Genomic DNA, 24,425 nt, shown 5'->3' with positions numbered 1-24,425 from the left:
GCCGATGACCTCCTCCACCGACCAAAAGCAGTCCTTCAACCTGTCGCGCTGGGCCATCGGACATCCGAGCATCGCCCGCTTCCTGTTTGGCCTGATCCTGATCACCGGCGTGCTCGGCTTGATGCGCATGGGCCAGAAGGAAGATCCGGACTTTACCTTCCGCGTCATGGTCATCCAGGCCGTCTGGCCGGGCGCTTCGATCCAGGACATGGAGGATCAGGTCGTCAACAAGATCGAGCGCAAGCTGCAGGAAACCCCGCATCTCGATTTCGTCCGCTCCTATACCCGCGCCGGCAGCGCCATCATCACGCTGCAAGTCAAGGGCGATACCAATGCAACCCAGGTGGCCGACGCCTTCTATCAAGTGCGCAAGAAGGTCGGCGATATCGCCAGTGAGTTGCCGCAGGGTCTGCTCGGTCCGTATTTCAACGACGAGTTCGGCGATACGTTCGTCACCCTGCATTCGCTGAGCGGCGAGGGTTACAGCTATCCGGAGCTGAAAAAATTTGCCATCCAGGCGCGCGACATGCTGTTGACGACGCCGGGGGTCGAAAAGGCCGTGATCATCGGCGACCAGCCGGAAAAGATCTATATCGATATTTCATCCGCAGTGCTTGCTTCGCGGGGTCTGACCCTTGTCGATGTGCAAAATGCCATCAAGGGGCAGAACACTGTCGATCCGGCCGGTTCTGTCGATACCGGCACCCGTTCCGTACGCGTGTCCGTCGAAGGCGGCCTGACCAGCGCTGCCGATATCCGCGAGCTGCGGCTGCGCTCCGGCAACGAGGTGACGCGGCTTGGCGATATCGCCACTGTCTCGTCCGGCCTTGAGGATCCCTATCAGCGCAAATACCGTTTCAATGGCGAGGACAGCGTCCAGATCGGCGTGGTCATGGCCAAAGGCTACAAGGTCACGGATGTCGGCACTGCGGTCGAGGAAACCTACAAGCGTTTCGAATCCGCGCTTCCCTATGGCGTAAAGGTCGATCAGATTGCCGATCAGCCGGAAGTCGTCACCGAGGCCGTCGGCGAATTCATGAAGGCGCTCGGCGAAGCGCTGGTGATCGTACTGATCGTCTCCTTCGTGTCGATCGGCTGGCGCTCCGGCCTGGTCATCGCCATTGCCATCCCGCTGGTGCTGGCTGCCACCTTCGCCATCATGTACGAACTCGGCATCGACCTACAGCGCATTTCGCTAGGCGCGCTGATCATCGCGCTGGGTCTGCTGGTCGATGATGCCATGATCGTCGTCGAATTGATGGAGCGGAAACTGGAGGAGGGGCTGGACAAGCTCGATGCCGCCAGTTTCGCCTATTCCTCGACAGCATTTCCGATGCTGACCGGCACGCTGATCACCACGGCCGGCTTCATCCCGGTCGGTTTTGCAGCCTCGACTGCCGGTGAGTATGTGCGCTCGCTGTTCTACGTCGTCGGCATCGCGCTGGTCGTTTCCTGGTTCGTGGCGGTCTATTTCACGCCCTGGCTCGGCTACATGATCCTCAAGCAGCGCGCCCATGCTGGGAGCCATCACGACGTCTTCGATACGCGTTTCTATCGCCGCCTGCGCGCCACTGTCGGCTGGGCAGTGCGCCACCGCGTCATCGTCCTTTCCCTGACACTCATCACCTTTGTTGCCAGCCTCTGGGCGTTCCAGTTCATCCCGAAGAACTTCTTCCCGCAGTCGTCGCGGCCTGAAATCCTTGTCGACCTCTGGCTGCCGGAAGGCACCAGCATCAAGGAAGTGGAAACCCAGGCCAAGGCACTTGAGGCTAAGATACTCGACGACACCGACAAGAAGTTCATCGCCACCTATATCGGCGAGGGCGCGCCGCGCTTCTTCCTGCCGCTCGATCAGCAGCTGCGCAATCCGAATTTCGCCCAGCTTCTCGTCATGGCCAATGACGAACCGGCCCGCGAACGGCTGATCGTCAAGCTGCGCACCATTCTTGCAGAGGACTTTCCGTCCATTCGCGGCAAGGTCGACCGCCTGTTCCTCGGCCCTCCCACTGGCTGGCCCGTACAGATGCGCGTCACCGGGCAGGATCGTGCCGAGGTTCGCCGGATCGCCGATCAGGTGAAGGCAAAGTTTGCCGAGAATCCGGAACTTGGTGCCATCCACGACGATTGGCTTGAGCCGGTGCCGGCGATGAAGCTGGTGATCGATCAGGATCGCGCTCGCGCGCTGGGCGTCTCGTCACAACGCATCCGCCAGATGCTGCAGGCAACGATGAGCGGTGCGCCGCTCGACGATTTCCGCGATGGCGAGGAAACGGTCTCCATCGTTGCCCGCGAGCCGGATGCGAACCGCCGCCTGCTGTCGGCCGTGCATTCGGTCTATGTTCCAACCGATTTCGGCAGCTATGTGCCGCTGTCGCAGGTTGCCAAGGTCGTGCCTGTTCTCGAACAGGGCGTCGAATGGCGCCGCAACCGCCTGCCGACCATCACGGTGCGCGGCACGCTTCCCGATAACGTGCAGCCCAATGACGTGGCGATGAAGATGTATGCCGACATGAAGCCGCTGCGCGATAGTCTTGCGCCCGGTTACGCAGTCGAGATCCAGGGCGGTGCGGAAGATGCGGCCGAAAGCCAGCAGTCGATCGCCGACAAGGCACCCATCATGCTCGCCGTCATCGTCGTACTGCTGATGATCCAGCTGCAGCATTTCGGCAAGGCGATGCTGGTTCTGGCAACCGGCCCGCTCGGCATCATCGGTGCGGCCGCCGCACTCCTCATCAGCGGCGCGCCGTTCGGCTTCGTCGCGATCCTCGGCGTTATCGCGCTGCTCGGCATCATCATGCGCAACTCGATCATCCTCGTCGATCAGATCGACCAGGATATCGCGGCGGGCATGGAGCGGACGGAAGCGATCGTCGGCTCGGCTGTGCGCCGTTTCCGGCCGATCGTGCTGACAGCGATGACGGCGGTTCTGGCGTTGATCCCGATCTCGCGCGGTGTTTTCTGGGGGCCACTCGCCTATGCGATGATGGGCGGTATCCTGGTTGCCACGGTGCTGACCATCCTCGTCCTTCCGGCCGGTTATGCGCTGTTCTTCGGCAAGCAGCCGAAGAACAAGGTTTCCGAACCGGAGCCAGCAAGCGATGAGCCTGAGCAGACTGCCCTGTATCCGGCGGCTATCGCAGCGGAATAGTCTGTCCCAGGTTGAAGGGCGCTCGCAGCCGGCGTTGCGGGTGCGGCGTCCTGCAATGCAAGCCGGGCGTGGAGGAGGCGTATTGAAACGATTTAGGGCGGGCCAAGCCATTTGCTACGCGCATAGCGCATGGCTGCTCTGCAAAATTCTGCCTACGTTTTAAGCGGAAACAATGTATATTGAATTTATCGAAGTGATGCACCTCCTCCCGCAGAGCTTCGATATGTAAGTGACCTCGCTCCTCCTCCCAGAGGGCACTTGCGGAATGGCAACGCTCCTCCTCCCAGTTGCCATTCGGTTCTATTCGAAAGCCTGCCGCACCTCCTCCCGCGGCAGGCTTTTTCGATTCTGGGCCTCTTTATTTCAGTCTCCCACGCCGAATACAAAAAAACCGCCGCGAAATTTGACCTCGCGACGGCTCAGGCAGTTTATGCGCTTTTATCAGCGAAGCGGTGGTGCGTAGACCAAACCGCCATTGTTCCAGAGGTTGTTCAGGCCGCGCTCGATCTTCAACGGGCTGTCCTTGCCGAGATGGCGCTCAAACACTTCGCCATAGTTGCCGACGGCCGAGATGGCCTGGAAAGCCCATTTCGGATCGAGGCCAAAGTTCTTCGAAATCGCGCCGTCTGCACCGAGGAAGCGCTTCTGCGCCACAGTGCCGTCTTCAGCCGTCTTGGCTGCATTTTCCTTGGTGATGCCGAGTTCTTCCGCCTCGATCATCGCGAACAGGGTCCACCGAACGATCTTGAACCACTGCTCGTCGCCCTGGCGAACGGCCGGCCCGAGCGGCTCCTTGGAGATGACCTCGGGCAGAACCATGTAGTTGTCGGGATCGGTCAGCGTCAGGCGCTGGGAATAGAGAGCGGAAGAGTCCGTCGAATAGACATCGCAACGGCCGGTGCCGAAGGCCTGAATGGTCTGGTCCGGCTTTTCAAAAGCAATGACGTTGTACTGGATGCCGTTGGCGCTGAAATAGTCGGCCATGTTCTGTTCGGTGGTTGTACCGGTTTCGGTGCAGACCGAGGCGCCGGACAGTTCCTTGGCGCTCTTTACGCCGAGATCCTTGCGGATCATGAAGGCCTGGCCATCATAATAGTTGGCGCCGACGAAGCTCATGCCGAGATCGGTATCGCGCGACAATGTCCAGGTGGTCTGGCGCGACAGAAGATCGACTTCGCCCGATTGCAGGGCAGCGAAACGCTCCTTGGTGGAGAGCGGTACATACTGCACCTTGCTGGAATCGCCGAGCACCGCTGCAGCGACCGCCCGGCAGAAATCGACGTCGAAGCCTGCCCATTCGCCTTTGTCGTTCGGGCTCGAAAAGCCGAGCACGCCCTGGCTGACACCGCAGCGAAGCGCACCGCGTTCGCGGGCGATATCAAGTGTGCCTGCCTGTGCCGCCGTACCAGCCAGCGTTGCCGCGGCCATTATTGCAAAAATTGCTGATTTCATGGTTTCGTTCTCCTCCGGTTTATTAAGTCGCACGTATCCCGTCCGGGCAACGCCAAGCGCTGCCAAGCTCTTTCCTGTTCGTTCCCTAGTATTTACCGGGGCTATCAGCCCCGGGCAGTGACCGCCTCGAATGTTTCCTCGAGCACTGCAAGCAGATGGTCCGCGTCTCGCTTCGAGAAGATCATTGGCGGGCGCATCTTCAACACATTGTCATGCGGCCCTTCGGTGCCCATCAGCACGCCGCGCTGACGCGCCCCGTTCGATACGGCCCGGGCGAAATCCGTCGCCGGTGCTTTGGTCTTGCGGTCGGTGACCAGCTCGATGCCGAGGAACAGCCCCATGCCGCGCACGTCGCCTATCACCTCGTAACGCTCCTGGATTGCCCGGAAGCCGGCCATCAGGTAGTTGCCGATCTCCAGCGCATTGCCGCGCAGGTTCTGACCTTCGATGACGTCGAGCACGGCAAGACCGACTGCGCAGGAAACCGGGTTGCCGCCGAACGTGTTGAAATATTCCATGCCGTTGTTGAAGCTGTCGGCGATCTCGCGGGTCGTGACGACAGCGGCGAGCGGATGGCCGTCGCCGATCGGCTTGCCCATGGTGACGATATCGGGAACGACGCCCTGTTCTTCAAATGCCCACCAGTGGCTGCCTACCCGGCCGAAGCCGACCTGAACCTCATCGGCAATGCAGATACCGCCCGCAGCGCGCACCATCCGGTAGACCTCTTTGAGGTAACCTTCCGGCAGAAAGACCTGACCGGCGACGCTCGGGATCGATTCGGCGATAAAGAAGCCCGGACCTTCGCCCTTTGCCTGCATCTGAGCGATCAGTTCGGCGACGCTTTCGGCATAACGCTTGCCATGCTCTTCGGCCGCCCAATCGGCAGGAGCGCGATAGCTGTCGGGAACGAGGGCCACATGGACATGCGGCTTCTTTTCCTTGCCGCCCTTGCGGCGGAACTTGTAGGGGCTGATCTCGATCAGCTCCTGCGTCGTGCCGTGATAGGCCCAGTCGAGCACGATGGCGTTTTCACGGCCGGTATGGGCGCGCATCATCCTGAGCGCCAGACTGTTGGCCTCCGAGCCGCTGTTGACGAAACCGGCAACCGTCAGCTCCTTTGGCAGCGTCGCCGTCAGCCGCTCGGCATAGGCGACGATATTGTCGTGCAGATAGCGGGTATTGGTGTTGAGCGTTGCCGCCTGCCGCGCCATCGCTTCGACCACGGCCGGATGCGCATGTCCGATATGGCAGACATTGTTGAAGCAATCGAGATAGGCCCGGCCGCTGTCGTCGATCAGCCAGACGCCATCGCCGCGCACGAACTTGATCGGCTTGTCGTAGGAAATCGACAGGTTGGGGACCAGCAGTTCCTTGCGCAGCTTGACGATCTCCTCATGCGACCGTCCGATTTTCTCGTAGAATTCCGGCGCGGTACCGGCAAAGGCGTTGGCGTTGGGGAAAAGCTCGGCCCAGACATCGAGATAGCGCTCCTCGCCGACGCCGAGGATTTCCGTGGCGGAAAGCCGGATGTCGACGGAGAGCTGCAGGTGCAGGTGAGGCGCCCAGCCTCCGTTTTCCTTTGGAGCCCCCATCTCGCCGAGCAGCGCACCGGCATCCAGACGGTCGCCCGCCTTCAGCCTGCCGAGCGCTTCATGGGCAAGATGGCCCCAGAGGCTTATGAAGGCCGGGCAGCCCTCTGGTTCATGGCGCAGCGCAATCAGGCAGCCGTAACCGAGCGGATCGGGCTCGATCTCGACACTGACGACCGTGGCAGCGATCGGCGTGTAGAGTTTTGTGCCTGCAGCCATGAACAGGTCGAGGCCGAGATGACGGATGCGGCGGGTGTTTTCGATCAGCCGCGATACGAACATGTCGCCGGAATAAACCGTTCGCTTCTCGCCCCAGGGGCCGATGCCGAGATCGACGCCATGGTCTGCGCAATAGGCCTCCCAGATCGCCTGCGCCTCATCCGGCTGTTCGCCGGCGGACTTGACCGTCATCGGATGTTGCGGATCGGCGTAGGGGACGAGGGCTGCGGGATAGGTTGCTGCCGGGCGGTCGAGCAACGGACGCAGCGTCTTCCGGTTGGCCTCGATCCAGGCCGTGACCGCGCGCGTGCCGGGCGTTGCTTCGAAACCGCAGGCATGGCGCAGGATCGCGGTGGAAAAGCGCGGGTTCATCGCGTCCATCTTGCGCAACAGCGTCCACGCCGGCTTTTCGCTGATGGCAAGGTACGGATTACCGCCGGTATGGGCGTGGCGCGACGCCGAGATCGTCACAGATGTAACGAGCCGCATGGCGATCAGATCGAACAGAAGATCGACTTCCTCGTCGAGCAGCGGATATTCGGCATGGAACCCGCGCGCGATATCAGCGGCAGCGCCGATCGGATCCGCATGGTCGAGCCCGGCATAGGCCGCCGCGATGGCGACTTCGGCAATCACTGGCGCATAGAGCGCGTCACCGAGATCGATCAGGCCGGCGATGCGATCATGATCGTCATTGGCAACCAGCACGTTCCAGTCATTGGCATCGTTGTGGATCACGGCCGAGCGCAGCTTCGCTAGCTTCGGCTCCACCGCCGTTTCGAACCGGGTGAGGAAGCGCTGGAGAAGCGCGCGGTCATCTGCACCGGCAATATGGTGCAACCGGTCAGCGGAGCGGCCGGCATTGCGGATGTTCCAGTCCAGATCGCGCAGGGCGCCGGGATGCATGAAGCCTTTCAATGCAGTGTCGAACCGGCCAAGCAGGCCGCCCAGCGACGTCAGTGCTTCCGGGCTGCGGGCAGACTGCGCCAGCGGCGTGCCAGGCACCCAGCCGACAAGACGCAGCAGATGACGGACGCCGTGCGGGCTGGTGGTTTCGCCAAGACTTGCGCCCGAAATCGTCGGACGGATATGCGGAACGGGCAGGTCCGGCGCGTGTTCGCCGACATGGCTGAGAAGCGCCGTCTGGAAATCGCTCTCGACCAGCGGTTCGCCGGCATTGACGATCTTGAGGATATACACCCCGCCAGTATTGGCCGTGACCTTGAAGTTCTGGTCGCGTTCGCTATCGAGCGGCGACAGTGAACCGTCGAGGCCATAATGCTCGGCAAGCAGGCGCTTTGCATCGTCGATGGTAAAAATCGGGGTGGTCTTCAGCATATCGTTCATGGCGGTTCCTCGTCTGAGCATAGATTTGCATGGGCGGCCAAACCATGCACCCGGCAATATGCCGGTTGCACCGGCATTATGTTTATAATAACCGTCATCTTGTCGGTTCCCGGAAAGGCGCAAAATCATGCAGGACACAGACGCGATCGACCGCACGATCCTGAGCATCCTGTCGCGCGAAGCCCGCATCCCGATGAAGTCGCTTGCGGGCCGCATCGGCCTGTCCAGAAGTGCCACGACAGAGCGCGTCACCCGCCTTGAAAAGGCCGGGATCATTCGCGGATATCGGGCCGATATCGGTCAGCTGGATGAGGGGCAGGTGCACGCCTTCCTGCTTTTGACGCTGAAGAAGACGCCCTCCATCGGCGTGCTCGACCGGCTGGCGGGTTTTTCGTCCGTTCGCAAAGTGTCGTCGGTCAGCGGCCAGCTCGATCTTGTTGTCGAGGTCGAGGTCGGATCGATCAATGCGCTCAACGAACTGAGAAACGAGGTGGCGACGATGGAGAATGTCGACGACCTGACGACATCGATCGTGCTGCGCCGCGACATCGAACGCAGCTGAGCCGTTCTTGACTTTGCTGAAAATGCTCACAAAATGTTTTGCAGGCGAATTGCAGGGTTTGCACCAGTTGCACTGCGAATTTGACGAGAAGGAAGTGGCGCTTCCTGCCGGGCGAGGCCCGTTCCGCCCAACACTGTTCCCCCAAAAATTTGAAAGTCTTTCGCTCGCCGCGTCGAAATGGACGGCTAGCGATCCGCCGTGCGAAAACGCACAATCATAAAACCGTGAATGAGACATCCGGCCTGCTGAAATAGCAGACGGATACTGATCGGGCAGGGGCCCTGACAAGCCGTGATGGCTTGAAGATCGGTACAGTTATGGTTGGTTCGCCGGAGGAGAAGGCGGTCCAGCCAGTGGCATGCGCCGGGAATGGATTTTTCCGGCCAAGGGAGGAAATATGTTTGAACGGCTCTTCAAGCTGAGTGAGCACAATACGACGATCCGCACCGAACTGGTTGCGGGCGTCACGACATTTCTCACGATGTCGTACATCATCTTCGTCAATCCGGATATTTTGTCGACCACCGGAATGGATCGAGACGCCATCTTCGTGGCCACCTGTCTGGCCGCCGCACTTGGCTCGATCGTCATGGCGCTCGTCGCCAACTGGCCGATCGGCATGGCGCCGGGCATGGGGCTGAATGCGTTCTTCGCCTTCACAGTCGTTGCCGCCCTCGGCTTCACCTGGCAGCAGGCGCTCGGCGCCGTCTTCATCTCGGGGCTGATCTTCCTCTTCCTGACGGTGACCGGGATTCGCAGTTGGCTGATTCAGGGCATTCCGCATTCGCTGCGGAGTGCGATTGCCACCGGTATCGGCCTTTTCCTCGGCATTATCGCCCTGAAGAATGCCGGTATCGTTGTCGCCAATCCGGATACGCTGGTGGGACTAGGCAGCCTGAAGGCAACCGGACCGCTACTGGCGATCTTCGGCTTCTTCGTCATCGCGGTGCTTGATGCGCTCAGGGTCAAGGGGGCGATCCTGATCGGCATTCTGGCGGTCACCGTGTTGTCCTGGGTCACCGGCGTCAGCCAGTTCCAGGGCGTCGTTTCGATGCCGCCGAGCATGGCGCCGACCTTCCTGCAACTCGATATCGTCGGTGCGCTGCATGGTGGCTTGGTCCACGTCATTCTCGTCTTCGTTCTGGTTGAAGTGTTCGACGCCACCGGCACCCTGATCGGTGTCGCCAAACGTGCCAACCTCATCCAGGAAGGCAAGCCCAGCCGCCTCGGCCGCGCGCTTCTGGCTGATAGCACGGCCATCGTCGCCGGCTCGTTGATGGGCACCAGCAGCACCACCGCCTATGTCGAAAGCGCCTCCGGCGTTCAGGCCGGCGGCCGCACGGGCCTGACGGCCCTGGTCATCGCCGTGCTGTTCCTGGCAGCACTGTTCATCTCGCCGCTGGCGGCCTCCGTGCCGACCTATGCGACGGCTCCGGCTCTGCTCTACGTCGCCGGCCTGATGATGCGTGAACTGACCGAGGTCGATTGGGAGGACCTGACCGAAGCCGCACCGGCAGCGCTGACGGCCCTTGCCATGCCCTTCACCTACTCGATCGCCAATGGCCTTGCCTTCGGCTTCATCAGCTATGTCGTCTTGAAGGCGTTCACCGGCAAATGGCGCGCCATCCACCCGGCCACCCTGATCGTCGCCGTCCTGTTCGTCATCCGCTTCGCGTTCTTCGCGGAGTAAGATGTGAGGGGCGAGGCGGTAACAACCATCGCTTGGCTTCTGATGATTGATCTACCAACCCGGGCCGCATTCATTGCGGCCCGTTTTTTATGGCAAGTTTAGTCTTCCGCTATCGGCCCGATGCGGACCTTCCCAGCCGTCAATTCGACGCGGCTAATGCTGTGTGGCAACGAGTTGTGCGACATGGCCGGTAAAATCAACACCCGCGCCAGCTGCATTGACGGTATCAGAATAATCATGCCATCCCGAAGCGCTTATGCCATCCAGAAGAGCATTAAGGGCTGCCTCATCGGGAAAGCGCCAGATTGCAAAGAACTGCTGTGATGCAGCGTGGATTTTGCTCGCGTCCGTCTGGCCAAACGCAATCGCTTCAACGCCGAGGGCCGAAAGCTGCGCCATGCCTGCACCGATGTCCTCGAAGAAGGCGACCCGCCCGTGGTGATCAAGTGCAAGCCAGGCGGGCCTTGGGGTGTAGAGCTCAACCAGGTATTGGGTCATGAATTATCCTTTTTACAAATTACAGAGCATTGCCAATGGATCGGAGCGCCCGTTTGACGATCTTGCTCGTCTCCGGGCGAGTGTTTTGATCGAGCCAGCGGGCGCAGGTTCCACGCACCCAATCGGGTCGCGTTTTTGAGGCATCGTTCAACCAGTTGCCGACAGAGTCCTGCACGTAGCGCGCTGGATCATCCCGAAGCGGCTCAAGGACAGGCAGCGCCCGTTCGGGCTCACTTTTGAGCTCAGCGATATGGGAACACCAGACACCGCGTGGCCGCGTTGCCTCGCAGGCAAAACGCCGCAGCCGTTCCGATGGCTCACTCGTAAGTTCGACCAGAAGCGTAATGGCATGGGATAGATCGCCGGCCAGGTGCGGCCGGATTGCCATCCACGCCCATTCCCGCACGCCGAAATGGGGATCGTCCGCCAGGGGGCGGATCAAGGCCAAACGATCGGGAAGGGGCATATTCTCAGCGCTGCCGATCGCGAAACAGGCCCAGCCCCTCACCGTATCAGATCGGTGAACGAGGAGGTGGTCCAATGCGCCAAGGCCGTGACACTCCACGATAATGCGGCCCGCCAAGGCCATGCGGCGGGAAATTCCGGTCCCTGCAGCCGCTTCCATCAGTGCCACCGCATTGTCTTCGATGCCGGGCATGTTTGCCCGCATCAACGTTCCGAAATCCACGGCCAGGCACTCGGTCAAATTTGATGCTGCGACCAGGCCGGCGTTCAGCAAAGAGAGCCGCGCAGGCTCCACGTCCGCAACCCGTCTGGTCGCTGTCTTTACAGTCACGGTCAGGTTTCTCCTGCAATCGCGGGGCTTGCCATTTTGCCGGCATCGGTATTCCGCCATACCCGCTGCAAAAGCGCGCTGAACTGGATGCGTTCCTCAGAACTGAAACCTCCGAAGAGCGTGCCGATCCATTGCGTATGATCGGCAAAAAGGGTCCGGGCCGTTGCGTCTCCCTTTTCGCTAAGGCGGATGGACACCTTGCGGCGATCTTGCAGATTGCTGTGCCGTGCAAGAAATCCATCGCGTTCCAACCCGTCGAGGAGGCCCGTAATCGTTGGCCTTGTGACACCGGCTCGATCAGCGAGCTCGTGCGGTGAAAGACCGTGTGGCTGTCCGTGGAGCAAAAAAAGCACGACGAACTTTCCTTCAGACAGATTGTGCGGGGCAAGGCGTACTGCACAATCACGATCAATCGCGGCGGTAAGGGCGAGAAGCTCGAAACATAACCTCAGATTGGCAATATCGGGCTGCGTGCGGCGCTTAGCTTCTTGCAGGAGGGAATGGTGCTTTTGTTCAAGAGATATCATGTGGCGGTACATAGTATGGCGCCTAATCAAATGTCAACGCGCGATGCGACCGATTTGCCGGCACGGTGCAGGCCTCTATGACTAACCTGGATTTCGGTCATGAAACGCAAGCGGCGAAAGATCCATTCCCATCGGCCGGATTGTGGACAATGCCCTACAAGGCCCGGACAGGCGTGATTCATGGTGGATGCGATGATAGAGGACGTTGCAAGGGTAAGACGATCAGGAGAACTCGGATGGACCAGCTTGCTTATTCAATCGTAGCCCAAACCCCCTCTACAGAAGAATATCTGCATCTTCGTTCGGTGGCGGGACTGAGCCCGTTCTCAAAAGAAGCGGCAAGTAAGGGTCTGGTGGGAACCATTTTTTCGGCGATGGTTTTGTACGAAGGCTCCGCAGTTGGGATGGGACGGCTGATCGGTGACGGAGGTTGTTTCTTTCAGGTCGTGGACATTGCCGTTCATCCCGAACACCAGGGACGTGGACTGGGAAAGATGATCATGAAAGCCATCATGGGGTACATAGACAGCGAGTTTCCTGTTTCCGCCTATGTCAGTCTGATCGCGGATGTGCCCGCGAACACGCTCTATGAAAAGTTCGGTTTCAAGGAAACTGCCCCGCGGTCTCTCGGCATGGCGTATCGTGTCGTGCGTTAGCATGACCGGAAATGGCGCGTTCTTTGCCAACTTCAGTCTTCTGCAATACCCGCCAAGCCACAGGCGAACTCCAGAGACCGGCGACGGTTCTCAGCCGCCGCCACGCTTCGCGCCCGCTCGCGTCAGTGCCTCATTGCCAGTCGGCCATCTCATACAACGGCCGGATTTCGATCTCGCTTGGTCCAGGCATCGGATTGGGGCAGCGCTTTACCCAGGCGACGGCTTCGTCCATGTCCTTGACCTCCCAGAGCCAGAAACCGGCGACCAATTCGCGGGCCTCGGCAAAGGGGCCGTCGATAACCGTGCGGCGGGGGCCATCGAAGGCAACGCGCTTGCCTGCCGAGGAGGGTTTGAGGCCGTCAGCGTCGCGCAGGATGCCGGCGTTGCGAAGTTCGTCGTTGAACTTGCCCATCGCTTCCATCATCGCGTTGGTCTCGGCCGTCGGGACAAAGCCCTTTTCGCTGTCTTCTGTCGCTTTCACGAGCACCATCACACGCATCGTCTGTCTCCTTGTTAGAGCCTGCCTCATAGGCTGGCATCCTAACGACGAACGGGCTTTTCGGAAATCGACATCCTTCCGCAAAACTTTTTGCCGGACGAAAATGGTGGCGATGCCCCCTACCAGCGCCGGGAAGGCTTAGCGGATCAGAAACGGCGTCTCGTAAAAATGCTCTTCCAGATTGACGCCTTCGCCGGCCCGGTCGACCACTGCGAAATCGGAGAGGCCGTCGAGCGGCGTCAGGATGCCGTGCCAGACATTGCGGCCGATATTGACGCCCTGTCCAGGCGTCGTCTTGAAGGCGATCGGCTCGCCTGGTCCTTCCGGGGTTTCCTCGGCGACGACGACGAGGAATGGATGTTCGCTCAAGGGAATGAATGCCTGGCTGCCGAACGGGTGACGTTCGACCATGCCGAGTTCCAGCGGCAGCGGATAGGGCTCGCCGCGCAACAGGCTGATCATCGGCCGGGCTTTCTCGCCGGTCGTCTCGATCTTGGCAAGATCGTGATACCGCACGCATTTGCCGGCGTTGATAGGAAAATGATGAGCGCCTTCGGTTTCCAGCACCTCGCCGAAGGGGGCAAAGGCTTCGCGGGTCAATGGCCGAATATTGATCGTCTTCATTATCTCCCCCCTCAGTTCGGCAGCATGTCGGTCAGGCGGAGCTGAGCGATCCGCTCGACCTGGCGGCAGGCCGTTTGAAATTCCGTCGGCCAGTCATTGCCGATGCGGCGCTGGAAGGCCGCCAGAATATCGGCCTTGCCGAGACCGCGCACGGCGATGATGAAGGGAAAGCCGAACGTTTTGACGTAGCGGCCATTGAGAATGTTGAACTGTTCACGCTCCGCATCCGTCAACGCGTCGAGCCCGGCGGACGCCTGCTCGCTGGTCGAGCTTTCGGTCAGGCGCTTGGCCTGCGCCAGTTTGCCGGCAAGATCCGGGTGGGCGTTGAGAACGGCTAGCCGCTCCGTTTCACTTGCCCCGCGAAACACTGCCGCTAGCGCCGCATGCAGGCCGATGGCGGTATCGTTGGCCGCGCCCAGCTCGCCTGCGAAGGCGCGACGGGCAATCCAGTCCGAATGTTCGAAAACGCCGCCGAAGCGGGCAACAAATACCTCTTCCGAGAGGCGCGACGGGCGGCTGTCGTTCGCCTTGAAAGGAAACGCCTTGGCCCAATGATCGGCAATATCGATGCGGCGGGCGATCCAGACCTTGTCATGGCTCTTCACGTAATCGATAAAGCGGGCAAGCGCCGCCGCGCGTCCCGGCCGTCCGGCGATGCGGCAATGCAGGCCGATGTTCATCATTTTCGGCGCACCGGCGGCTCCTTCGGCGTAGAGCACGTCGAACGTATCCTTCAGATAGCTGAAGAACTGGTCGCCGCTGTTGAACCCTTGCGGGGTCGCAAAGCGCATGTCGTTGGTGTCGAGCGTGTAGGGAATGACCAGCTGGTGCTTGCCGTCGTGCTCGTGCCAGTAGGGCAGGTCGTCGGCATAGCTGTCGGAGACATAGGCAAAGCCGCCTTCTTCGGTGACGAGATCGACGGTGTTTTCCGAACACCGGCCGGTGTACCAGCCGCGCGGCCGCTCGCCGGTGACGAGCGTGTGCAGCCGGATCGCCTCTGCGATCTGCTTGCGTTCCTCTGCTGCGTCCATGTCCTTGTGCTCGACCCATTTCAACCCGTGCGAGGCGATTTCCCAGCCTGCACTCTGCATCGCCGCCACCTGTTCGGGGGAACGTTTCAAGGCGGTGGCGACACCATAGACCGTCACCGGAACGTTGCGTTCGGTCAAAAGCCGCTGCAGCCGCCAGAAGCCAGCGCGGGCACCATATTCATAGATCGATTCCATGTTCCAGTGGCGCTGGCCCGCCCATGCGCTGGCGCCGACGATCTCCGACAGGAAAGCTTCCGATGCAATGTCGCCATGCAGCACGCAGTTTTCGCCGCCCTCCTCGTAGTTGACGACGAATTGTACAGCGATGAGGGCTTCGCCCGGCCAGGCGGCGTTTGGTGCGGTTGCGCCATAGCCCTGGAGATCGCGTGGATATCTCATGAAATCATTCCTCCCAAAATGTTCGATTGGCCGATTTCTAACCGCAAATCGCGCGCGCCATTCCCCTTCAAAATTTTGAAAGTCTCGAACGATCAGCCCGCTACCGAAGGGAAGTGAGGTGACGGATAGTGGCCGAATAAATGCAGTCTTCGGGAGGTGAAACGCATGCAATCTGGAACAGCCGGCAGGCTGACGACCCACGTGCTCGACACGGCGCTCGGCAAACCCGCCGGAAACCTGCGTATCGACCTCTTCCGCATCGATGGCGAGCGCACTGAGCGGATCGGCTCGACCCGCACCAATGACGACGGGCGCTGTGATGCGCCGCTGTTGAGCGGCGATGCCATGAGGTCCGGCGCCTACGAGCTGCGCTTCCACGCGGGCGATTATCTTGGCCAAAACGCCGGTGACATACCGTTCCTCGATATCATCCCCATCCGCTTCGGCATCGCAGATGTGTCAGCGCATTACCATGTGCCGCTGCTGCTTTCGCCCTATAGCTATTCGACCTATCGCGGGAGCTGAGCCATGACCGTCAAGATCCGTAGCTCCATCCGCTTCCTGCTCAATCACCGCCTGATCGAGCTTTCGGCCGTTTCGGCTGTCCAGACATTACTGGATTTCCTGCGGCTCGACCGTAATCTGCGCGGCACCAAGGAAGGCTGCGCCGAGGGCGATTGCGGTGCCTGCACAGTGCTGGTCGGGCGCCTGCTGGATGGCCAGCTGAAATATGAGAGCGTCAACGCCTGCATCCGTTTCGTCGGCTCGCTCGACGGCTGCCACATCGTCACGGTGGATTCGCTCGCCGTGCCCGGCGGCCCGCTGCATCCGGTGCAGCAGGCGATGGTCGATACGCACGCTTCGCAATGCGGCTTCTGCACGCCTGGCTTCGTCATGTCGCTCTACGGCCTCTGGATGGAAAATCCCAAACCTTCGGTGACGGAGATCGAAAAGGCACTGCAGGGCAATCTCTGTCGCTGCACCGGCTACGCCGCCATCATCCGGGCAGCCGAGGCCGTGTCGGTTATCGGCGATCTCGACCGGGATCCGCTGGTCGCAGAGCGTGCAACGATCATTGAAAAGCTGGACGCTCTAAAGGATGGCAAGCGCGTCGAAATCGGCGAAGGTGCCGAGCGCTTCATGTTGCCAGCCTCCGTCGACGATCTTGCCGAAATTTACGAAGCGGAGCCCAAGGCCCGCATCGTCGCCGGTTCCACCGATGTCGGCCTGTGGGTGACGAAGTTCATGCGGGACATCGCCCCCGTCGTGCACCTCAGTCACCTCGACGAGCTGCGCCGCATCACTGTCGATGAAATCGGCATCACCTTCGGCGCCGGTGTCAGTTACACCGAGTCCTTTCCGTTGATCTCAAAACATTTCCCGCAGCTCATCGAACTCTGGAACCGCATTGGCGGCCAGCAGGTGCGCAACATGGGCACGATCGGCGGCAACATCGCCAACGGTTCGCCAATCGGCGACACGCCGCCGCCCCTGATCGCGCTTGGCGCTTCCGTCGTCCTGCGCAAGGGCAAGGTGAGCCGCACCGTGCCACTCGAAAGCTTCTTCATCGAATACGGCAAGCAGGACCGCCAGCCCGGCGAATTCGTCGAGGCCGTGCGTATCCCGTTCCTTGACGAGAATGCGCACTATGCGGTCTACAAGATCACCAAGCGGTTGGACGAGGACATCTCTGCCGTCTGCGGTGCCTTTCGCCTGACTGTCGATGGCAACGGCAAAGTCTCCGACGCTGTGATCGCCTACGGCGGCATGGCCGGAACACCGAAACGGGCTGACAACGCCGAAGCCGCGTTGGTCGGTGCTGACTGGACCGAGGCCGCTGTCGAGGTCGCCATGGATGCGCTCGGCAAGGATTACACACCGCTCACCGACTGGCGGGCATCCGCCGACTACCGGCTGTTGGTGGCCAAGAACCTTCTGCGCCGCTTCTATCTGGAAACGCAGGGCGATGAGCCGGTGCGGCTCGACCGCAAGCAGGCTGTGTGAGGAGAAAATCATGAACGTCATGCAGCCCATCGACCGCATCCGCGGCGGCGTCCACGAAAACGAGCGCCACGAATCCGGCCACAAGCATGTGACCGGGACCGCCGAATATATCGACGACATTCCGGAACCCGCCGGCACGCTGCACGCCTATCTCGGCCTGTCGCAGCGTGCCCATGCGCAGATCCTGTCGATCGATTTCGAAGCGGTGAAATCCTCAGCGGGCGTCATCGGCGTCCTCACGGCTGACGATATCACCGGCGAGAACGATGTCAGCCCGGCGCACAAGCATGACGATCCGGTCTTTGCGACCGACAAGGTCGAGTTTCACGGCCAGCCGATCTTCGCCGTCATTGCCGAAACCCGCGATGCGGCCCGTCGCGCCGCCGCCAGGGTCAAGATCGAGTACCGCGACCTGCCGCACGTCACCGACGTTCTGGAAGCGGCCGCCGCCAACTATCCGCTGGTCATCGATCCGCTGAAGCTGGAGCGCGGCGATATTGCTGCCGGATTTGCCAAAGCGAAGAACATCCTCGAAGGCGAGATGCGCATCGGCGGGCAGGATCATTTCTATTTGGAAGGCCATATCTCCTTTGCCATTCCCGGCGAAGACGACGAGATCATGCTCTATTCCTCGACCCAGCATCCAAGCGAAACCCAGCACATGGTCGGCCAGGTGCTCGGCGTCGCCTCCAATGCCGTGACGATCAATGTGCGCCGCATGGGTGGCGCCTTCGGCGGCAAGGAAACGCAGGCAAACCTGTTTGCCGCTGTCGCAGCGCTCGCCGCCAAGAAATACCGGTGCGCCGTCAAAATCCGTCCGGACCGCGACGACGACATGACCGCGACCGGCAAGCGCCATGATTTCCATGTCGGCTACAAGGTCGGCTTTGACGATGACGGCCGGATCGAGGCTGTGGATGCGACCTTCTCGGCCCGCTGTGGCTTCTCGGCAGACCTTTCCGGCCCGGTCACCGACCGCGCGCTGTTCCATGCCGACAATTGCTATTTCTATCCGCATGTCCGGCTGCGCTCGCGGCCGCTGAAGACCAATACCGTTTCCAACACCGCCTTCCGCGGTTTCGGCGGTCCCCAGGGCATGGTCGGCGGCGAGCGGATGATCGAGGACGTCGCCTATGCGCTCGGCAAGGATCCGCTCGAAATCCGCAAGCTGAATTTTTATGGCGGCGAGGAGCGCAACCTGACGCCCTATCACCAGACAGTCGAAGACAACATCATCGGGCGGATCATCGAGGAGCTCGAAACCTCCTGCGATTACGCAGCGCGGCGCGAGGCGGTTCTGGCCTTCAATCGCAAGAGCCAAATCATCAAGCGCGGCATCGCGCTGACGCCGGTCAAGTTCGGCATCTCCTTCACCAAGACGGAATACAATCAGGCCGGCGCGCTTGTGCATGTCTATGCCGACGGGTCGATCCATCTCAACCATGGCGGCACGGAGATGGGGCAGGGGCTCTACACCAAGATCGCCCAGGTGGTTGCTGATGAATTCCAGGTCGATCTCGACCGGATCAAGGTGACGGCAACGACAACCGGCAAGGTGCCGAATACATCAGCGACGGCCGCGTCTTCCGGCACTGACCTTAACGGCATGGCCGCTGCCAATGCGGCCCAGCAGATCAAGGCAAGGCTGGTGACCTTTGCTGCCGAGCGCTGGGGCATCAGCGAAAGCGATATCGCCTTCGAGCCGAACACGATCCGCATCGGCACTGAGCGCATCGCCTTTCCAGACTTTATCAAGATTGCCTACGGCTCGCGCATCCAGCTGTCGGCCGCCGGTTTCTACAAGACACCGAAAATCCACTGGAACCGTTCCCAGGGCCGGGGCCGCCCGTTCTTCTACTATGCCTATGGCGCCTCCTGCTCCGAGGTCAGCGTTGATACGCTGACCGGCGAGTATCAGGTGGATCGCAGCGATGTGCTGCATGATGTCGGCAAGTCACTCAACCCGGCGCTGGATATCGGCCAGGTCGAAGGTGCCTTCGTTCAGGGCATGGGCTGGCTGACAACCGAGGAATTGTGGTGGGATGCCAAGGGGCGGCTGCGCACCCATGCGCCATCGACCTACAAGATCCCGCTGGCCTCCGACCGGCCACGCATCTTCAACGTCAAGCTGGCCGAATGGTCCGTCAACCGCGAGGAAACGATCCGCCGTTCCAAGGCTGTCGGCGAGCCGCCCTTCATGCTGCCGATCTCGGTTTTGGAAGCAATCTCGATGGCGGCGGCGAGCGTTGCGGAGTATCGTATCGCACCGCGCCTCGATGCGCCGGCAACGCCGGAACGGGTATTGCTCGCCATCGAGCGGCTGCGCCGCGCGGCACAGAACGGGTGAATGGCATGGCTGCTAAGCGCGAAGACATCAGGGAATTCCTGCGCCGCGAGCCGGACTGCGTGTTCGTCGAGGTGACGGGTGCAGCTGGTTCGACGCCGCGCGATACCGATGCCTGGATGCTGGTGGCTGCCGGTTGCATCCTCGGTACGGTTGGCGGCGGCCAGCTGGAATATATGGCGATCGATCACGCCCGGCGGGCTCTGCGCCAAGGGCGTCCGGCCGAAGCCATGAATGTTCCCCTTGGCCCGGAAATCGGCCAGTGCTGCGGCGGCCGCGTCGGGCTTTCCTTCACGGATGTGAATACGGAACTGGCCATGTTTCTGATTGCCCGCAGCGACCGCGAAATGGCGTCGCGTCCACATGTCTACGTGTTTGGCGCCGGTCATGTCGGGGATGCGCTTGCCATGGCGCTGTCGCTGGTGCCATTGCGCATCATCCTTGTCGATACCCGCGAGCAAGAACTGTCCGCGTCCAATGTGCCCGGTATCGAAACCTGCCTGACGGCGATGCCGGAAGCCTTGGTGCGCGATGCTCCTGCTGGCAGTTCCTTCGTCATCCTGACCCATGATCATGCACTCGATTTCCTCATCGCAGCGGAAGCGCTGCGCCGCGACGACGCGGCCTATGTCGGCATGATCGGCTCGAAGACCAAGCGCGCCACCTTCAAGAATTGGCTCTCCCGCGAAATTGGCCGCCCCGAAATTTTCGACCGCCTGATCTGCCCGATCGGCGGCACGGCGGTGAAGGACAAGCGACCGGCGGTGATTGCTACTCTGGCCGCAGCGGAAATCATGACGGCGGCGCTCAATCATGATGCGGCCAAAGTCGCTATTGTCCGCAGCAACCGCGCCACGGCGAGCGCCCGTTAGCCGCTACTCCAGCATCTTGCCGATCATCCGCTGGCAGCGTTCGGCCATGAAATCGATCATCAGGCGGACTTTCGGGTCCTGAAAACGCTTGTGCGGATAGATCGCGGCGAGCTGGACGCTGGCGGGCGGGGTGTCTTTCAGGATTTCGACCAGCGTGCCGTCATTGAGGTGTGCTTTCACCTCGAACAGCGGCTTGTTGATGATGCCCCGGCCTTCGAGCGCCCATTGGGTCAGGACGTCGCCGTCGTCGGAATCATAAGGGCCGCCGATTTCCAGTTTGCGGATGCCGTCCGGCGTCTGCAGCGTCCAGTAATATTCCTTCGAACCCGGATAGCGCAAAAGCAGACAGTCGTGCTTGTCGTCGATCAGGGCGTCCGGCGTTTCCGGTGTGCCGCGCTTAGCCAGATAGCCGGGGGCGGCGCAGACGACGCGCTGACAGTTGAGGATGCCGCGCATGCGCAGGTTGGAATCCTCCAGCACCCCGAGCTTGAAGGCGACATCGACGCCTTCGCTCAGGATGTCGACATTGTGGTCGGAAAGGCGCACGCGCACCTCGATATCCGGATATTTATCGTGAAATTCGGGAATGCCGGAAGCAATCAGACGCCGGCCGATGCCAAGCGGGGCTGTGATCCTCAGCGACCCCTTCGGGTTGTGCGAAAGGTCGGCGATGGCGCTTTCAGCTTCGTTGACCGCCTCGATGATCTTGACTGCACCGAGGTAGAAGACCCGGCCATGTTCGGTCGGCGACAGTTTTCGCGTCGTGCGGTTGAACAGGCGCACGCCGAGGTGTTTTTCCAGCTCCTTGATGCGGTTGCTGGCGACGGCAGGGGTCACCCGCTGGTCGCGGCCGGCGGAGGAAAGAGTGCCGAGTTCAACGACGCGGACGAAGACACGGATATTATCGAGATAGGACATGACACCCTTCTACCACAGGCAGGAACCGACCACAGCGGGGGTGATCTTATAGATTTTTTTGAAAGTGTTGGGGATTAACCGGCATTTCGGTTGGAATCGTCCAGTGGCAGAAGTCTCCCAAAGAGGGAGGCCTTTATGTATGAATACGCCATTGCCTGGGATTGGCTGACCTTCGCCGTCCGCTGGCTGCACGTCATCACCGCCATCGCCTGGATCGGCTCGTCGTTCTATTTCGTCGCGCTTGACCTTGGCCTGCGCAAGCGCCCGGATCTTCCCGCCGGTGCTTACGGCGAGGAATGGCAGGTGCATGGCGGCGGCTTCTACCACATCCAGAAATACCTGGTGGCGCCGTCCAATATGCCGGAACACCTGATCTGGTTCAAATGGGAGAGCTACGTCACCTGGCTTTCGGGCTTCGGCATGCTGGCGCTCGTGTATTATGCCGGTGCCGATCTCTATCTGATCGATCCGAACGTGCTGGATGTCTCCAAGCCGGTCGCCATCGGCATCTCGCTGGCCTCGCTTGCCTTCGGCTGGATCATCTACGACCTGCTCTGCAAGTCGCCCTTCGGCAATGACAATACGCGGCTGATGGTGGCGCTCTACTTCATCCTGGTCGCGGTGGCCTGGGGCTATACGCAGCTGTTCACCGGCCGTGCCGCCTTCCTGCATCTCGGGGCCTTCACCGCGACGATCATGTCGGCCAACGTCTTCTTCATCATCATGCCGAACCAGCGCATCGTCGTTGCCGACCTCATCGCCGGCCGTACGCCGGATGCGAAATACGGCCGGATCGCCAAGCAGCGCTCGACGCACAACAATTACCTGACGCTGCCAGTGCTGTTCCTGATGCTGTCGAACCACTATCCGCTGGCCTTCGGCACACAGTTCAACTGGATCATCGCCTCGCTGGTGTTCCTGATGGGCGTCACCATCCGGCACTATTTCAACACCCGCCACGCCAATACCGGAAACCCGACCTGGACCTGGCTCGCCACAGTGCTTTTGTTCATCGTCATCATGTGGCTTTCGACCGTGCCGAAAATCCTCACCGGTGAGCCGGAACAGGTTTCGGCGGCGCAGCAGCCCTTCGTCACCGCTGAAGCCTTCCCGAAGGTGCGCGATACCATCCTCGGGCGCTGTGCCATGTGCCATGCGCAGGAGCCGGGCTGGGAAGGCATGATCAAGCCGCCGAAGGGCGTGGTGCTGGAGAGCGATGCCCAGATCGCCAACCATGCGCGCGAAATCTACCTGCAGGCCGGACGCTCGCATGCGATGCCGCCTGCCAATGTGACGGCCGTGACCGACGACGAGCGCAAGCTTCTGGTTGCCTGGTACGAGACAGTTGTGAACGGAGGAAAAACCCAATGAGCGAACTCCTGATCCGTGGACGTGTGCTGACCTTTATCGATGAGCCCGAGGGTATCGATGATACCGCATCTTATCTGACCGTGGACGATGGCGCGGTTCTGGTGCGCGATGGAAAAATCGCAGCCGTCGGCGACTATGCCGAAATCAGCAAGACTGCCGGTCCTGGCGTCGCGGTGGCCGATCACCGGCCGCATCTGATTCTGCCCGGGCTGATCGACACGCACCTGCATTTCCCGCAGACACAGGCGATCGCATCCTATGGCGCACAGTTGCTGGAATGGCTGAACACCTATATTTTCGTCGAGGAACAGAAATTCACCGAGCCGGAACATGCGGCCTTCATCGCTGGGCGGTTCATGGACGAGCTTCTGTCCAACGGCACGACGACGGCGGTTGCCTATTGTTCGGTGCATCCGCAGAGCGTCGACGCCTATTTCACGGCGGCCGAACAGCGCGGCATGCTGATGGTTGGCGGCAAGGTGATGATGGACCGCAATGCACCGGATGCGCTGCGCGACACGCCGCAAAAGGGCTATGACGAGACCAAGCGGCTGATCGGCAAGTGGCATGGCCGGGGCCGGGCGCATTATGCCATCAGCCCGCGCTTTGCCATCACCTCGACGCCGGAGCAGATGGAGATGGCCCAAGCGCTGGTCGCCGAACACCGCGATTGCTACGTGCAGACGCATTTGTCGGAAAACAAGGACGAGATCGCCTTTGCAACCTCGCTCTATCCGGATGCCAAGGACTATACCGACATTTATGCCCGCTATGACCTTCTGACCGACAAGACATTGCTCGGGCATTGCATCTATCTGAGTGACCGTGAGATTTCGGTGCTGGCCGAGACCGGCGCTGTCGGCGTGTTCTGCCCGACCTCCAATCTCTTCCTCGGCTCCGGCCTGTTCGACCGCGACAGGTTTGACAGGCTCGGCGCCCGCTGGTCGGTGGCAACCGATGTCGGCGCGGGTACCAGCTTCTCGATGCTGGAGACGATGGACGAGGCCTACAAGGTGCTGCACCTGCAAGGCCAGCGCCTGTCGCCGCTCAATTCCTTCTACCGCATGACGCTCGGCAATGCCCGGGCGCTGGGGCTTCAGGATCGCATCGGCTCGCTGCATGTCGGTGCTGATGCCGATATCGTCGTGCTCGATAGCAGCGGCAAATCGGCGATGGAGTTGCGGATGCGGACGGCGAAATCGCTGGTCGAGGAACTGTTCATCCTGCAGACGATGGGTGATGACCGGTGTGTCGCCGAAGTCTATGTGGCGGGCAAGGCGATGAAGAAGCGCAAGGCCGGAAAGGCGGCACGGACGCTGGAGACGGCGTGAGGATGTTACCCTCCCCTTGAGCGGGAGGGTCGGCACACTGTGCCGGGGTGGGGTGAGTTGCGGCATACTCCAATCAACTATGGCGTTCGGGGTGATCACCTCCACCCGCGACTGCGTCGCGACCTCCCCCCTCAAGGCGGAGGTAACGCTCCCTCTTCTCCCCGATGGGGAGAAGGTGCCCGAAGGGCGGATGAGGGGGGGCGGTTCGGGATAGAGGGGCGGGGCCTTCATCGCTGTGTGTTCCCAACTTTCTCAATCTCAGTTTGCCCGGATTCCTGTTGTAACTTGGCTTCGCCCCCCTCATCCGGCCCTGCGGGCCACCTTCTCCCCGCGGGGGAGAAGAGGCAGTACGCGGTCCTTCAACTGCCTCAAGCCACGCCCGGAAAATCCGCCGTGGTTTTTCTGATGCTGACTTGGCCGGGGCGCTGGAAAGTGCCGCAGGATAGTAAGTTTATATGACGCCTTCCGGCGCCCCGTTCAGTGTCTTTTGCCGCGCTTCTCAGGTTCTTCGGCGCTTTCCTCTCTGACAGGAAAGCCTCCAATGC

Annotated in this window: 19 protein-coding genes; 10 read left to right on the top strand and 9 right to left on the bottom strand. The window is 60.9% G+C overall.

Annotated elements, in window-relative coordinates; translation table 11 throughout:
• The first annotated feature begins 4 nt into the window (after positions 1 to 4).
• Positions 5 to 3,148 carry an efflux RND transporter permease subunit gene (locus tag ACQY8Q_RS01130; RefSeq protein WP_428423799.1) on the top strand — a complete coding sequence of 1,048 codons (3,144 nt, stop codon included), beginning with the start codon at positions 5 to 7 and terminating at the stop codon, positions 3,146 to 3,148.
• A 441-nt stretch (positions 3,149 to 3,589) separates the two neighbouring features.
• Here the strand turns inward: ACQY8Q_RS01130 and ACQY8Q_RS01125 are convergent, their stop codons facing one another.
• A complete protein-coding gene (locus tag ACQY8Q_RS01125; protein ID WP_428423797.1) occupies positions 3,590 to 4,600 on the bottom strand; it encodes an amino acid ABC transporter substrate-binding protein in 1,011 nt (336 codons plus the stop codon).
• A gap of 104 nt (positions 4,601 to 4,704) precedes the next feature.
• Complete coding sequence (locus ACQY8Q_RS01120) at positions 4,705 to 7,758, bottom strand: aminotransferase class III-fold pyridoxal phosphate-dependent enzyme (protein ID WP_428423795.1); 3,054 nt, start codon at positions 7,756 to 7,758, stop codon at positions 4,705 to 4,707.
• Between the two features lie 127 nt (positions 7,759 to 7,885).
• Between ACQY8Q_RS01120 and ACQY8Q_RS01115 the strand changes: the two genes are divergently transcribed.
• On the top strand, positions 7,886 to 8,320 hold the full coding sequence (locus tag ACQY8Q_RS01115; protein WP_113243736.1) for an Lrp/AsnC family transcriptional regulator: 435 nt from the start codon (positions 7,886 to 7,888) through the stop codon (positions 8,318 to 8,320).
• Between the two features lie 397 nt (positions 8,321 to 8,717).
• Complete coding sequence (locus ACQY8Q_RS01110) at positions 8,718 to 10,010, top strand: NCS2 family permease (RefSeq protein WP_428423792.1); 1,293 nt, start codon at positions 8,718 to 8,720, stop codon at positions 10,008 to 10,010.
• A gap of 153 nt (positions 10,011 to 10,163) precedes the next feature.
• Here the strand turns inward: ACQY8Q_RS01110 and ACQY8Q_RS01105 are convergent, their stop codons facing one another.
• From ACQY8Q_RS01105 to ACQY8Q_RS01095, 3 genes are read right to left on the bottom strand one after another with little or no spacing between them, the layout of a single operon-like run.
• Positions 10,164 to 10,508, bottom strand: a complete 345-nt coding sequence (locus ACQY8Q_RS01105) for a DUF6616 family protein (protein ID WP_428423790.1) — start codon at positions 10,506 to 10,508, stop codon at positions 10,164 to 10,166.
• A 19-nt stretch (positions 10,509 to 10,527) separates the two neighbouring features.
• Entirely contained in the window at positions 10,528 to 11,364 is an 837-nt protein-coding gene (locus ACQY8Q_RS01100) for a HEAT repeat domain-containing protein (RefSeq protein WP_428423788.1), read from the bottom strand.
• Complete coding sequence (locus ACQY8Q_RS01095) at positions 11,307 to 11,831, bottom strand: MarR family winged helix-turn-helix transcriptional regulator (RefSeq protein WP_428423982.1); 525 nt, start codon at positions 11,829 to 11,831, stop codon at positions 11,307 to 11,309. The genes ACQY8Q_RS01100 and ACQY8Q_RS01095 overlap by 58 nt, the downstream gene beginning before the upstream one ends.
• 236 nt (positions 11,832 to 12,067) lie before the next feature.
• Between ACQY8Q_RS01095 and ACQY8Q_RS01090 the strand changes: the two genes are divergently transcribed.
• Positions 12,068 to 12,487 carry a GNAT family N-acetyltransferase gene (locus ACQY8Q_RS01090; RefSeq protein ID WP_428423786.1) on the top strand — a complete coding sequence of 140 codons (420 nt, stop codon included), beginning with the start codon at positions 12,068 to 12,070 and terminating at the stop codon, positions 12,485 to 12,487.
• 130 nt (positions 12,488 to 12,617) lie between these two features.
• Here ACQY8Q_RS01090 and ACQY8Q_RS01085 read toward each other — a convergent pair whose 3' ends face one another.
• The 3 genes from ACQY8Q_RS01085 to puuE form a co-directional block, all read right to left on the bottom strand.
• Positions 12,618 to 12,986, bottom strand: a complete 369-nt coding sequence (locus ACQY8Q_RS01085) for a YciI family protein (protein ID WP_428423784.1) — start codon at positions 12,984 to 12,986, stop codon at positions 12,618 to 12,620.
• Positions 12,987 to 13,124: 138 nt separating this feature from the next.
• Positions 13,125 to 13,610 (bottom strand): ureidoglycolate lyase, encoded by a 486-nt coding sequence (locus ACQY8Q_RS01080; RefSeq protein WP_428423782.1) that lies wholly within the window; start codon positions 13,608 to 13,610, stop codon positions 13,125 to 13,127.
• Between the two features lie 11 nt (positions 13,611 to 13,621).
• Complete coding sequence (gene puuE, locus ACQY8Q_RS01075; RefSeq protein ID WP_428423780.1) at positions 13,622 to 15,040, bottom strand: allantoinase PuuE; 1,419 nt, start codon at positions 15,038 to 15,040, stop codon at positions 13,622 to 13,624.
• 165 nt (positions 15,041 to 15,205) lie between these two features.
• On the opposite strand from puuE, the gene uraH reads away from it, so the two are divergent.
• From uraH to xdhC, 4 genes are read left to right on the top strand one after another with little or no spacing between them, the layout of a single operon-like run.
• Entirely contained in the window at positions 15,206 to 15,565 is a 360-nt protein-coding gene (uraH, locus tag ACQY8Q_RS01070; protein WP_428423778.1) for a hydroxyisourate hydrolase, read from the top strand.
• Between the two features lie 3 nt (positions 15,566 to 15,568).
• Positions 15,569 to 17,044, top strand: a complete 1,476-nt coding sequence (xdhA, locus tag ACQY8Q_RS01065) for a xanthine dehydrogenase small subunit (protein WP_428423776.1) — start codon at positions 15,569 to 15,571, stop codon at positions 17,042 to 17,044.
• A 10-nt stretch (positions 17,045 to 17,054) separates the two neighbouring features.
• Positions 17,055 to 19,391, top strand: coding sequence for a xanthine dehydrogenase molybdopterin binding subunit (gene xdhB / locus ACQY8Q_RS01060; protein ID WP_428423774.1), 2,337 nt, complete (start codon positions 17,055 to 17,057; stop codon positions 19,389 to 19,391).
• Positions 19,392 to 19,396: 5 nt separating this feature from the next.
• Positions 19,397 to 20,260 carry a xanthine dehydrogenase accessory protein XdhC gene (gene xdhC / locus ACQY8Q_RS01055; RefSeq protein ID WP_428423772.1) on the top strand — a complete coding sequence of 288 codons (864 nt, stop codon included), beginning with the start codon at positions 19,397 to 19,399 and terminating at the stop codon, positions 20,258 to 20,260.
• A gap of 3 nt (positions 20,261 to 20,263) precedes the next feature.
• Here xdhC and ACQY8Q_RS01050 read toward each other — a convergent pair whose 3' ends face one another.
• Positions 20,264 to 21,178, bottom strand: coding sequence for a LysR substrate-binding domain-containing protein (locus ACQY8Q_RS01050; RefSeq protein ID WP_428423770.1), 915 nt, complete (start codon positions 21,176 to 21,178; stop codon positions 20,264 to 20,266).
• Between the two features lie 135 nt (positions 21,179 to 21,313).
• Between ACQY8Q_RS01050 and ACQY8Q_RS01045 the strand changes: the two genes are divergently transcribed.
• Positions 21,314 to 22,549 carry a urate hydroxylase PuuD gene (locus ACQY8Q_RS01045; RefSeq protein WP_428423768.1) on the top strand — a complete coding sequence of 412 codons (1,236 nt, stop codon included), beginning with the start codon at positions 21,314 to 21,316 and terminating at the stop codon, positions 22,547 to 22,549.
• Positions 22,546 to 23,880 (top strand): guanine deaminase, encoded by a 1,335-nt coding sequence (guaD, locus tag ACQY8Q_RS01040; protein WP_428423766.1) that lies wholly within the window; start codon positions 22,546 to 22,548, stop codon positions 23,878 to 23,880. Before ACQY8Q_RS01045 ends, guaD begins: the two co-directional genes overlap by 4 nt.
• The last annotated feature ends 545 nt before the right edge of the window (positions 23,881 to 24,425 follow it).

The sequence above is a fragment of the Pararhizobium sp. genome (assembly GCF_965279435.1).
Lineage (GTDB): Bacteria > Pseudomonadota > Alphaproteobacteria > Rhizobiales > Rhizobiaceae > Pararhizobium.
This window is presented reverse-complemented; position numbering and strand designations above follow the sequence as displayed.

What these genes read in the sequence shown, in the direction of transcription:
- ACQY8Q_RS01130 (WP_428423799.1), top strand. Translation starts at nt 5, where the DNA reads ATGACCTCCTCCACCGACCAAAAGCAGTCCTTCAACCTGTCGCGCTGG.
- ACQY8Q_RS01125 (WP_428423797.1), bottom strand. Translation starts at nt 4,600, where the DNA reads ATGAAATCAGCAATTTTTGCAATAATGGCCGCGGCAACGCTGGCTGGT.
- ACQY8Q_RS01120 (WP_428423795.1), bottom strand. Translation starts at nt 7,758, where the DNA reads ATGAACGATATGCTGAAGACCACCCCGATTTTTACCATCGACGATGCA.
- ACQY8Q_RS01115 (WP_113243736.1), top strand. Translation starts at nt 7,886, where the DNA reads ATGCAGGACACAGACGCGATCGACCGCACGATCCTGAGCATCCTGTCG.
- ACQY8Q_RS01110 (WP_428423792.1), top strand. Translation starts at nt 8,718, where the DNA reads ATGTTTGAACGGCTCTTCAAGCTGAGTGAGCACAATACGACGATCCGC.
- ACQY8Q_RS01105 (WP_428423790.1), bottom strand. Translation starts at nt 10,508, where the DNA reads ATGACCCAATACCTGGTTGAGCTCTACACCCCAAGGCCCGCCTGGCTT.
- ACQY8Q_RS01100 (WP_428423788.1), bottom strand. Translation starts at nt 11,364, where the DNA reads ATGGCGGAATACCGATGCCGGCAAAATGGCAAGCCCCGCGATTGCAGG.
- ACQY8Q_RS01095 (WP_428423982.1), bottom strand. Translation starts at nt 11,831, where the DNA reads ATGATATCTCTTGAACAAAAGCACCATTCCCTCCTGCAAGAAGCTAAG.
- ACQY8Q_RS01090 (WP_428423786.1), top strand. Translation starts at nt 12,068, where the DNA reads ATGGACCAGCTTGCTTATTCAATCGTAGCCCAAACCCCCTCTACAGAA.
- ACQY8Q_RS01085 (WP_428423784.1), bottom strand. Translation starts at nt 12,986, where the DNA reads ATGCGTGTGATGGTGCTCGTGAAAGCGACAGAAGACAGCGAAAAGGGC.
- ACQY8Q_RS01080 (WP_428423782.1), bottom strand. Translation starts at nt 13,610, where the DNA reads ATGAAGACGATCAATATTCGGCCATTGACCCGCGAAGCCTTTGCCCCC.
- puuE (WP_428423780.1), bottom strand. Translation starts at nt 15,040, where the DNA reads ATGAGATATCCACGCGATCTCCAGGGCTATGGCGCAACCGCACCAAAC.
- uraH (WP_428423778.1), top strand. Translation starts at nt 15,206, where the DNA reads ATGCAATCTGGAACAGCCGGCAGGCTGACGACCCACGTGCTCGACACG.
- xdhA (WP_428423776.1), top strand. Translation starts at nt 15,569, where the DNA reads ATGACCGTCAAGATCCGTAGCTCCATCCGCTTCCTGCTCAATCACCGC.
- xdhB (WP_428423774.1), top strand. Translation starts at nt 17,055, where the DNA reads ATGAACGTCATGCAGCCCATCGACCGCATCCGCGGCGGCGTCCACGAA.
- xdhC (WP_428423772.1), top strand. Translation starts at nt 19,397, where the DNA reads ATGGCTGCTAAGCGCGAAGACATCAGGGAATTCCTGCGCCGCGAGCCG.
- ACQY8Q_RS01050 (WP_428423770.1), bottom strand. Translation starts at nt 21,178, where the DNA reads ATGTCCTATCTCGATAATATCCGTGTCTTCGTCCGCGTCGTTGAACTC.
- ACQY8Q_RS01045 (WP_428423768.1), top strand. Translation starts at nt 21,314, where the DNA reads ATGTATGAATACGCCATTGCCTGGGATTGGCTGACCTTCGCCGTCCGC.
- guaD (WP_428423766.1), top strand. Translation starts at nt 22,546, where the DNA reads ATGAGCGAACTCCTGATCCGTGGACGTGTGCTGACCTTTATCGATGAG.